Source organism: Pannonibacter sp. (assembly GCF_051860505.1).
Classification (GTDB): Bacteria; Pseudomonadota; Alphaproteobacteria; order Rhizobiales; family Stappiaceae; genus Pannonibacter.
The window spans coordinates 68,778-78,718 of record NZ_JBHYDX010000023.1 but is presented as its reverse complement, the minus strand read 5'-3'; the positions used below and the strand labels follow the sequence as shown (position 1 = coordinate 78,718).

Below are 9,941 nucleotides of genomic sequence, written 5' to 3'. Positions count from 1 at the left end.
CCTTGGCTCTCCGGTCCCGGGTCTCCGCTCCGCTGCGCCCGGGATGACGATAGAGGGTTTGTCAGCAGTCTGAGGCCGCCCAATGGGCGGCCTCGACCTGTTGTCACTCAACTCCGCAAGATCAGGCCGCGCCATCCAGCGCGTCGCGGTCCTTCTTGCGCATGCGCTCCGAGGCTGACTTCAGCTGACCGCAGGCGGCAAAGATATCGCGGCCGCGCGGGGTACGGATCGGTGAGGCATAGCCGGCACGGTTGACGATATCGGCAAAATGCTCGATGCGCTCCCAGTCGGAACACTCATATTCGGAGCCCGGCCAGGGGTTGAACGGGATCAGGTTGATCTTGGCCGGAATGCCTGCCAGCAGCCGCACCAGTTCGCGCGCATCTGCGTCACTGTCATTGACGCCCTTCAGCATCACATATTCGAACGTGATCCGCTTGGCATTGGACAGGCCCGGATAGCGGCGGCAGGCATCCAGCAGATCCTTGATCGGCCACTTCTTGTTGATCGGCACCAGCACGTCACGCAGGTCATCGCGCACGGCGTGGAGCGAAATCGCCAGCATGCAGCCGATCTCGTCGCCCGTCCGGGCAATTTCCGGGACCACGCCAGAAGTCGAGAGCGTGATGCGGCGCTTGGACAGGGACAGACCGTCGCCGTCCGACGCGATCAGCAGCGCCTGCTTCACATTGTCGAAATTGTAGAGCGGCTCACCCATGCCCATCATGACCACATTGGTCACGAGCCGGCCTTCGGAGGGAACAATCGCGCCCTGCGGTGTCGCTGCATCTGGGAAATCACCGAGACGGTCCCGCGCGATCAGCACCTGCGACAGGATCTCCTCCGAGGTCAGGTTGCGCACCATCTTCTGGGTGCCGGTATGGCAGAAGGTACAGGTCAGCGTGCATCCAACTTGAGAGGAAACGCAAAGCGTGCCGCGGCCTTCTTCCGGAATGTAGACAGTCTCGATCTCGACGGGGCGACCTGCGCCACGCGGGGGAAAGCGAAACAGCCACTTGCGGGTGCCATCGACCGAGATCTGTTCGGATACGATTTCCGGCCGGGCGATGCTGAAGTGATCATCCAGCGTGACGCGCAGGTCCTTGGCAATGTTGGTCATCTGACCGAAATCGGAGGCGCCGCGCACATAAAGCCAATGCCACAGCTGCTGAGCCCGCATCTTGCGCTGGCGCTCGGGAATGTCGATCGAGGCCATTGCCTCGGCAAGCCCGGCGCGATCAAGACCGATCAGGGTCGGCTTTTCCGGAGCGGCAACAAGGTTCGGTGCCAAGACGGGAGACGCCGGCCGGGAGTTGTCTGCGCGCTGCGCAAGGTCAAGCGTGATCGCCATATCAGTCGCTTCTGTCCTGCTTCAAGGGATAGGGCGCATCCCGCCACCTGGGCACCTGCGCCGCACGGCTTCCCGAAGGGAAACTCCGCGCCTCAAACAAAAATGGCGCGGCATCCTCACGGAGCCACGACCTTTCGCAGGTGAAGAACCACAAAATCGCGAGAAAATCAACCGGGCTGCCGACACAGGAGGCCGATGCCCCGGAGTGAGAACAGCTCCTCCGGAACAAACCAGGTGCAATTCCAGGCGGGCCCAGGCAAGGGCCCGCAGGAAGGGAACGTCAGCGGCAAGCCTTGGCGGCTGTGTCGACAGAAGCGGAAACGCCTGCCAGCGAGAATTCATAGCTGGTTGCAGTCCCGCGGGCCGATTGAGCTTTGATCAACATTTTCTTGCCGGCCTTCATGGCCGCGACAAGCTGCTGCTCTGCTGCTGCGTTTTCCACCCAGGCGCCATCGCCCTTGGTGAACATATTGAAGGTCTTGCCATCAATATCGACCACCGCCGGCGTCCCTTCCTTCAAGGGATAACCAACCTGAAAGCTCGGCTCATTGGCCACGCCTTCAGCCTTGCGGGTCGAAACGAAGAAGAACACTTCTCCGTGATTTCGGTCACTCGGGGCCATCACCTTCGGCCGCGTCAGCGCGAAGCAGACCTTGCCGCCCCCGCTTGAATGCGTGAAAGCTGCCCAATCCCGAGTCGGTTCACCCAGCGGCGTCGGGGCCTGGGCGAAGGCGGCAGCACCGGACAGGGCCAGGAACAGACCGGCGGTAACCAGTGTACGTGCTTGCATCATCTCCACACCGTTTCCTTGCGCGTTATTCGCTTCGATTTTATTCAAACGCCTACCGGCTTATAAACAGTGGCTTAAGCCTACCTTAAAGACGGTTACGAAAGGGTTGAAAGCCAATCTCACGGATGGCGCTTGTCGTCGCAGTCGGTATTATTGGCTCCCAATTCGAGCACGCTGGCTGCATAAATCGGGCGAGAGTGTGACGTCAAAACCGGTTACACCGGCGAGCACGTACGCAAGACACAAGGTCTGGGAGTGAAGTCTGCGGTGGTTCAGGCGCAGTATTTTTCAAAACTGATCGAACAGGTTGCGCAGTCTCAGGATCAGGCTGCATTCGCCGAGTTGTTCGATCACTTCGCACCGCGCATCAAGGGGTACCTGATGCAGCTGGGAAGCGATGCGGCCACGGCCGAGGAAATCGCGCAGGAAGCGATGGTCATCCTGTGGCGCAAGGCTGCCCTGTTCGATGCCTCCAAGGCCTCGGCCAGCACGTGGCTGTTCCGCATCGCCCGCAACCGCCGCATCGATGCCCTCCGGCGCCAGAAGTCCGGAGCGCTGGACGCCGAAGACCCGTCACTGCATCCCTCAGCCCCCGAAGATGTTGATGTGCAGATGGATGCTGGCCTGCGGGAAGAGCGGGTCAGGGCAGCGATCAGCCAATTGCCAGAGAACCAGCGCGAGGTTGTCCGGCAGGCGTTTTTCCTGGGCCTGTCGCACAGCGAGATTGCCGAACAGACCGGCCTGCCGCTCGGAACGGTCAAGTCCCGCATCCGCCTTGCCTTTGCCCGGCTGCGGCAACTGCTCGAGGCCGATACTGCCGTCGATATCGACTGAAGGCGGCAGATTTACTCCACCGGTTCGCCGGAACTGTCCGCCCCGCCGCCGCGCTCCCATCCAGGCACCTGCCGACCACTGCGAAAAATGGGGCCACCATGGGCGTGAGCCGCCTTGTCTCCCTTCGGCCCGCCTGAGGCAACAGGCCGATCGGCGTAGCGGCCAAGCGCACGGTGCCGGTCATAGAGAACAATCGCCCCTGCAGTCGCCACATTGATGCAAAACTTGCTCGGGATCCGGATCACATGATCACAACGGGACAGCATCGCTGAAGACAACGAGCCCCGCTCCGGCCCCAGCACATAGGCCGCCCGCAAGGGATGCATGAAGCTCGGCAGATCAATCGCATCATCGGTCAGTTCGACGCCAACCAGTTGGCACTTCGCCGGCAGGTCCATTGTCTCCACGGTGTCCCAGGAAAACACCGGCAGATGATCCGGGCTGTTCGATGTGTCCGAGCGCGGCGCACGCCGGATCGCGGGGCCGGCATCAACGGTGAAAAAGAAACTGGCGCCGAAGGCGTGGGCCGAGCGCATCAGGTTGCCGAGGTTCATCCGTTTCGACAGGCCTTCCGCCCCTACTGCAAAATATCCACGCATCGCCGGCTGCTTTCCTGGTTCCCTGATTGCGGCACATATCACGTTGACGTGACCCGCTTGGTTCGTTCGGTCTGTTTGCCCGACGATCCGGATCGGTTCAAGCACAGAGCCTCGTTATCTTTTGCAACGCGGAATCTTTCCGCAGAGCCCGCGCCATGCTAGGCAATACGCTACGTTATTCGGGATTTCCGGGGGGAAATGATCGTGAAAGCCGTTTTGTGCCGCAGTCTTGGACCGGCATCCAGCCTGACACTCGAAACGCTGGACGATCCTCAACCGGGACCAGGTGAGGTCAAAGTCCGCGTCAAGGCTTTCGCGCTCAACTTTTTCGACACGCTGATCATCGAGGGCAAGTACCAGATCCGGCCAGAGCTGCCGTTTTCTCCGGCCGCCGAGTTTGCCGGTGTGGTCGAGGCGATCGGCGATGATGTTGACCGGTTCCGCCCGGGTGACCCGGTCATCGGTTACATCCGCTTTGGAGCCGCCCGCGAAGTTGTCATCGCCATCGAAGACGATCTTGTGCCGATGCCGGACGGCATTTCCTTCGAGGCTGCTGCAGGCCTCTCGGTGACATACGGCACAACACTGCACGCCTTCCGGGACCGGGCGAAACTGCAGGAAGGCGAGACGGTCGCCGTCCTGGGCGCGGCCGGCGGTGTCGGGCAGGCCGCCATCGAGATCGCCAACATCATGGGGGCCCGGGTGATCGCCTGCGCATCCTCCGACGACAAGCTCGCCTTCGCCCGCAGCCTCGGCGCCCATGAGACCATCAACTATGCAAACGAACCGCTGAAGGAGAGGCTCAAGGCCCTGACCAGCGGCATGGGCGCTGACGTTGTCTATGATCCGGTCGGCGGCGACATGGCGGAGCAGGCGCTGCGCGCCACCGCCTGGGAAGGCCGCTATCTGGTCGTCGGCTTTGCCGCGGGCGAAATCCCGAAGATCCCGCTGAACCTCGTCATGCTGAAGGGCTGCGACATCCAGGGCGTGTTCTGGGGCGAAGCGATCATCCGCGACCCGGAAGGCCACTGGTCGAACATGACGCAGATCCTCGACTGGGTCCGCCAGGGCAAGCTGAAGCCACATATCCACGCGATCTATCCGATGGACCGAACAGCGGAAGCGATCCAGGAGATCGCAGACCGCAAGGTGCGTGGCAAGATCATCGTCAGGCCCTGAGGCGGGGGAAGCGCCCGCTCAGGCCTCCAGGACTGCGATCACCGGCACGTGGTCCGAGGGCTTCTCCCAGCCCCGCGCCTCGCGCAGCACCATGGTCTCCTTCAACGCGCCGGCAAGCGGGCGCGACAGCCAGACATGGTCAAGCCGGCGCCCCTTGTCTGCCGCGTTCCAGTCCTTCGCCCGATAGCTCCACCACGTGTAGAGCTTGTCGGACATCGGCACGATCTGGCGCATGGCATCGACCCAGTCGCCGCCGGTTCGAATGGCCTCGAACAACTCCGTCTCGACCGGTGTGTGCGACACGACCTTCAACAGCGCCTTGTGGGACCAGACATCGTGCTCATAGGGCGCGACATTGAGATCGCCGACCACAACCGCCGGCCTGGTCGCCTCTGCCCCGATCAACCAGGCCTGCATCTCGGCCATGAAGTCGAGCTTGTGGCCGAACTTGTCGTTGATCTCGCGGTCAGGTTCGTCGCCGCCGGCCGGAACGTAGAAATTGTGCACACGGACCTGATCCCCGCCGAAAGGCACGCTGACGGCCAGATGCCGCGCATCGCCCTTGCCGCAAAAGTCGCGGCGTTCAAGGTCCGATAGCGGGCGCTTCGAGGCGATCGCCACGCCGTGGTAGCCCTTCTGCCCGTTGATCGCCAGATGCTCGTAGCCGAGCTTGCGGAAAGCCCCTTCCGGAAAGTTCGCGTCCGGGCATTTGGTTTCCTGCAGGCACAGGACATCCGGCGCCTGCTCGCTCAGGAACTTCTCGACAATCGGCATGCGCAAACGGACGGAATTGATGTTCCAGGTGGCAATCGTCAGGTGGTCGGTCATGGGCGAATCCGGAAGCAAAAGGCAGGAGTGCCATTCATAAGCGGCTTGTCCAGGCAAGCCTAGAGCGTTTTCCAGGGCCCTGGACCGACCTCAGCCCATGATGTCCAGCGGCGGCCGATAGCCCGGCAACGCGCGGATCCGGTCAAGCCAGGCCATCACCGCCGGCCACCCGCTCATGTCGAGACCGATATCATCGCCATAGAGCAGATAAGCCGCCAACGAGAGATCCGCGATGGTGGGGCGCCCCAAGAGGAAGGCACGTGAGGCAAGTTCGCGTTCCATCCGGTCGAGATCCGTCCGGGCCGTTTCTTCAAACCAGCGCACCAGGGCAGGATCACCGCTGTCGTCGAACCGGCGATACCAGCGCAGGTTCGGGTAGGACCGGCCGATCCGGTTTGCCTCCCAGAACAGCCAGGACGTAATGGCTGTCCATCCTGCCTCGTCTTCGGCTCCGAGCACGCCTGTCTGCCGGGACAGGTGCAGGAGAAGCGCATTCGATTGCGCCAGGCTCGTGCCGTCTTCGACCAGCACCGGAACTTCACCGAAGGGCGACATGCTTCGGAAATCAGCCGGACGGGCATCGCGGGGCTGGCTGATGTCGATCGCGACATAGTGATGGGGTACCCCGGCCATCAGCAGCAACAGCCGCACCTTGAAGGAATGCCCCGAGTTGAGTGCGCCATACAGTGTGATGCCATCCATTGCCGTTCTCCCGCGTCCTGCCCCCTTGGCCGGTCCGCGCCAGACAAGACCACACCGAAGCGCCGATCACAAATGCCCCATTCCCGCCACGATTTCTCTACGGTCCGTTAGGGAATTTGCCGCATTTTGAGGCTCAGTCTTTGTATTTCGTTAACCTGAGGGGTTCCCGTGCTCGCGTTCCCGCGCCGTCTGGCCGTCTTCCTGCTGACCTTCTCGCTCACAGCCTGCGCGTCCTACGAGGACCGGGATCCTGTGCCGTCGGATTTCCCGATCCACGGCATCGACATCTCCCGCTGGCAGGGCGATATCGACTGGCACACCGTGCGCAAGGCCGGCACCCAGTTTGCCTTTATCAAGGCGACGGAGGGCGGTGACTTCGTCGACCCGAAGTTCGTGGAAAACTGGAACGCGGCCAGGGCCGCCGGCGTGCCGCGCGGCGCCTACCATTTCTATTACTTCTGCCGGCCGGTAGAGGACCAGATCGCCTGGTTCATCCAGAACGTTCCGGTCGATCCCGCAGCCCTGCCCCCCGTGCTGGACATGGAGTGGAACGGCGAGTCCAAGACCTGCCGGACCCGTCCGCCACAGGGCAAGATCGTCGCCGACATGACCCTTTTCCTCGATGCCCTGCAGGCGCATTACGGCAAGCGTCCGGTGGTCTACACGACCGTCGACTTCCACCGCGAAATTCTTGTCGGCCACTTCACGGCGCATGACTTCTGGATCCGCTCGGTGGCGCGACACCCGATGCACATGTACACGAAGCGGGACGACTGGGTTTTCTGGCAGTACACCGCCGAAGGCCGCGTCCCCGGCATCAAGGGAGATGTCGATCGCAACGTCTTCTTCGGTACCAAGCGACAGTGGCAGCAGTGGCTGCGCGGCGAGTTGCCGAACCCGTGACGTGAACCACAATAGGATCGCGAACAAAAACGCCCGGCTTTCCGGGCGTTTTCCTTGAGGCGAGATCTCAGTCCTCGAGGCGGATGACGCCTTCCCGACCGGAGCAGGAGGCCAAAGCACCAGCGACCGTCAGGCCCTCCCCGATCACCGCATCGGGCCAGACATCGGCCAAAGGCACCAACACGAAAGCCCGCTCGGCCATGCGCGGATGCGGGACAGTCAACTCGGGATGATCGAGCTTGGTATCTTCATACAACAGCACGTCGATATCAATGAGACGCGGCCCCCAACGCACATCCCGCACCCGCCCCATCAGCTTCTCGACCGCCAGGCAGCGGCGCAGCAGATCGACCGGCGCGAGCGTCGTTTCGATGACAAGGCAGATATTGCGGTAGTCATCCTGCGGGACAGGTCCCCACGGCGGCGTGCGGTAGGCCGGCGAAACATCGCGGACCTGGATGCCGGGACTGGCGTCGAGCAGGGCGATGGCCCGGGCAAGGTTGGCCTTTGGATCGCCCATATTTGAGCCAAGGCCCAGCGCCGCGCGCTGCCAGGCGCCCGCAACATGCGTCAATGCCCTGTCCTCACCGGTTCGCCGGCACCTGCCTCGCGCCGCATGGCAGCCTGAATGGTCAGCGCCTCGACATGTGGCCGGACATCATGCACCCGCACGATCACCGCCCCCCGCTCGGCAGCCAGGAGATGCACGGCAAGCGACCCGAACAATCGCTCCTCGGTCGGAACGTCCAGAACGGCGCCGATCATGCGCTTGCGCGAGGCGCCTGCGAGGATCGGCAGCCCGTGCTTGGCAAGGCTTTCGAGCCGGTTCAGGACAAGATAGTTCTGGTCCACCGTCTTGCCGAAACCGAAGCCCGGATCGAGCACCTGCCGCGCGCGCGGAATGCCGGCCCGCTCCGCCAGTTCCATCGAGCGCTCGAAGAACCGGTTAATATCCGAAAGGATGTCGATGGACGCATCGGCCTCAAGCCGGTTGTGCATCATCACCACCGGAACGCCAGCCTCAGCCACCACATCCGCCATGGCAGGGTCCTTCTGCAGGCCCCAGACGTCATTGATGAGGGCCGCGCCGAGCGCACAGGCCCTGCGGGCAATTGCGGCCTTGTAGGTGTCGATGGAAACGGGGACCCCAAGTGCGATCACAGGTTCCAGAACCGGTTCCAGCCGCGCCCACTCGGCAGTAGCATCGACGGCGACAGCCCCTGGCCGGGTGCTCTCGGCACCAATGTCGATGATGTCAGCACCTTCGGCGATCATCGCCTTGGCATGCTCAAGGGCTGCTCCGGCTGCCGCATGACGGCCGCCGTCCGAAAAGGAATCCGGCGTGACGTTCAAAATGCCCATGACGTGGCATCGGCTGCCGGCCGAGGGCAGGATGTAGTGTTTATGCGCCATCACGGTGAAGTTCCTCAAAGGCCCCTGCGACGGCCGGGACGGGCACCCGGACAAGCTTGAACGTCAAGGCCGAGCGTCATCGCGCGTCCCCTGGCCAAGGTCAAGCCACGACACGGCACTGGCCGGCAGCAATCCGACATGATCTTGCTACCGAGGCGTCGCAAGCGGGGTCAGGGCGAGATAGGACAGCACTGCCAGCAAGGGCATGCCCGGCGCCACGATCAACATCGCGAGATAGGGATCCCCGAGCCAGGCCGCCAGGAGACTGCCGAGGATCCCGGTTCCGAACTGCAGGAACCCGGTCATCGAGGCCGCTGCTCCGGCCATCTGCGGAAACCCCTGCAGGGACGCAGTCATCGCAGCCGGCAATACGGTGGCCAGAGAGAAGGCGAACAGCCCAACGGGCAGCATGACACCGAGAAAGGACGGTGGCAGCAGCAGGTTCGTTGTAACCATCGCCAGGGAGGCCAGAACGAGCCCGGCCAGCCCGTAGGGAATGAGCCGATCTGCATCCACACGCCGCAACAGCCGCCCTGTCACCAGTGTTCCGCTGATAAAGCAGCCCGACTGGACCATCATGCCAACCCCGAACTGGCTGGGGGACAGGCCGATCCGGTCGATCAGGACGAAGGGCAGGATCGTCGCCAGCGTGTAGATCGAGCCAATGCCAAACCCGACCAGAAGGCTGGGCCGCAAGAACTGCGGATCGCGCAAGAGAGCGCGATAGTTGGCAACAAGCCGCGCCGGGCGCAGGTTGGCCCGGTCGATAAAGCGGTTCGTCTCCGCCATCCAGAGCGCAACCGCCAGCATCAGGACGACGCCGTAGACGACCATGAACCAGAAGATCTCACGCCAGCCGAAATACTCCAGCGTCAGGCCACCGATGGTCGGGGAAACCGCCGGACCAATGGCCAGCATGGTGCCGATGGCATTCATGATCCGCGCCGACGTCTGCCCGGTGAACTGATCGCGCACGATCGCCCGGGACACCGAAATGCCGACAGCCGCTCCAACCCCTTGCAAGGTCCGCGCGACGATCATCCACTCGACGGTCGGGGCAAAGGTCGCAAGCAACGTCGAGCCAAGGTACAACAGCAGGAAAGCCAAGGTCACGGGTCGCCGCCCGAACGCATCGGTCAGCGGACCGCAGAACAGCTGGGTCAGGGCAAAGCCAGCAAAATAGGCCGTCAACGTCAGCTTGATCATCGACCGGCTGGTGTCGAATGCCTCTGCGAGCACGGGCATCGCCGGCGTGTAGAGCGCCATGGTCACCGGACCGATGGCAACAAGCGCGGCGCCAAGGGCAGCCGTTCGCCGTTCACTCATCAAGGGTATCGACTGG

The 9,941-nt window shown here is 62.9% G+C and carries 11 protein-coding genes; 3 read left to right on the top strand and 8 right to left on the bottom strand.

All coding sequences use genetic code 11. The features are described from left to right. Nucleotides 1-121 precede the first annotated feature (121 nt). Together rlmN and ACTIFE_RS15930 are read right to left on the bottom strand one after the other, a co-directional pair. A complete protein-coding gene (gene rlmN, locus ACTIFE_RS15935) occupies nt 122-1,351 on the bottom strand; it encodes a 23S rRNA (adenine(2503)-C(2))-methyltransferase RlmN (protein WP_439530147.1) in 1,230 nt (409 codons plus the stop codon). Nucleotides 1,352-1,631: 280 nt separating this feature from the next. Then, nucleotides 1,632-2,189 carry an invasion associated locus B family protein gene (locus tag ACTIFE_RS15930; protein ID WP_439530146.1) on the bottom strand — a complete coding sequence of 186 codons (558 nt, stop codon included), beginning with the start codon at nt 2,187-2,189 and terminating at the stop codon, nt 1,632-1,634. 207 nt (nt 2,190-2,396) lie between these two features. Here ACTIFE_RS15930 and ACTIFE_RS15925 point away from each other — a divergent pair, with 207 nt between their 5' ends. Beyond that, nucleotides 2,397-2,975 carry a sigma-70 family RNA polymerase sigma factor gene (locus tag ACTIFE_RS15925; protein ID WP_439530145.1) on the top strand — a complete coding sequence of 193 codons (579 nt, stop codon included), beginning with the start codon at nt 2,397-2,399 and terminating at the stop codon, nt 2,973-2,975. An 11-nt stretch (nt 2,976-2,986) separates the two neighbouring features. Here ACTIFE_RS15925 and ACTIFE_RS15920 read toward each other — a convergent pair whose 3' ends face one another. Then, nucleotides 2,987-3,574, bottom strand: coding sequence for an RNA methyltransferase (locus ACTIFE_RS15920; protein WP_439530144.1), 588 nt, complete (start codon nt 3,572-3,574; stop codon nt 2,987-2,989). 204 nt (nt 3,575-3,778) lie between these two features. Here ACTIFE_RS15920 and ACTIFE_RS15915 point away from each other — a divergent pair, with 204 nt between their 5' ends. After that, a complete protein-coding gene (locus ACTIFE_RS15915; protein ID WP_439530143.1) occupies nt 3,779-4,753 on the top strand; it encodes an NADPH:quinone oxidoreductase family protein in 975 nt (324 codons plus the stop codon). Between the two features lie 18 nt (nt 4,754-4,771). Here the strand turns inward: ACTIFE_RS15915 and xth are convergent, their stop codons facing one another. Together xth and ACTIFE_RS15905 are read right to left on the bottom strand one after the other, a co-directional pair. Further along, nucleotides 4,772-5,581 (bottom strand): exodeoxyribonuclease III, encoded by an 810-nt coding sequence (xth, locus tag ACTIFE_RS15910; protein WP_439530142.1) that lies wholly within the window; start codon nt 5,579-5,581, stop codon nt 4,772-4,774. 90 nt (nt 5,582-5,671) lie between these two features. Beyond that, nucleotides 5,672-6,283, bottom strand: a complete 612-nt coding sequence (locus ACTIFE_RS15905; protein ID WP_439530141.1) for a glutathione S-transferase family protein — start codon at nt 6,281-6,283, stop codon at nt 5,672-5,674. A gap of 168 nt (nt 6,284-6,451) precedes the next feature. Here ACTIFE_RS15905 and ACTIFE_RS15900 point away from each other — a divergent pair, with 168 nt between their 5' ends. Further along, nucleotides 6,452-7,186: a glycoside hydrolase family 25 protein gene (locus tag ACTIFE_RS15900; protein ID WP_439530140.1), complete on the top strand. Its 735-nt coding sequence runs from the start codon at nt 6,452-6,454 to the stop codon at nt 7,184-7,186. A gap of 67 nt (nt 7,187-7,253) precedes the next feature. Here the strand turns inward: ACTIFE_RS15900 and folK are convergent, their stop codons facing one another. The 3 genes from folK to ACTIFE_RS15885 all read right to left on the bottom strand — a co-directional run bounded on the left by folK (nt 7,254) and on the right by ACTIFE_RS15885 (nt 9,925). Then, nucleotides 7,254-7,760, bottom strand: coding sequence for a 2-amino-4-hydroxy-6-hydroxymethyldihydropteridine diphosphokinase (folK, locus tag ACTIFE_RS15895; RefSeq protein WP_439530139.1), 507 nt, complete (start codon nt 7,758-7,760; stop codon nt 7,254-7,256). Beyond that, nucleotides 7,757-8,599, bottom strand: coding sequence for a dihydropteroate synthase (folP, locus tag ACTIFE_RS15890; RefSeq protein ID WP_439530138.1), 843 nt, complete (start codon nt 8,597-8,599; stop codon nt 7,757-7,759). Before folP ends, folK begins: the two co-directional genes overlap by 4 nt. 147 nt (nt 8,600-8,746) lie before the next feature. Next, nucleotides 8,747-9,925 (bottom strand): multidrug effflux MFS transporter, encoded by a 1,179-nt coding sequence (locus ACTIFE_RS15885; RefSeq protein WP_439530137.1) that lies wholly within the window; start codon nt 9,923-9,925, stop codon nt 8,747-8,749. Nucleotides 9,926-9,941 lie beyond the last annotated feature (16 nt).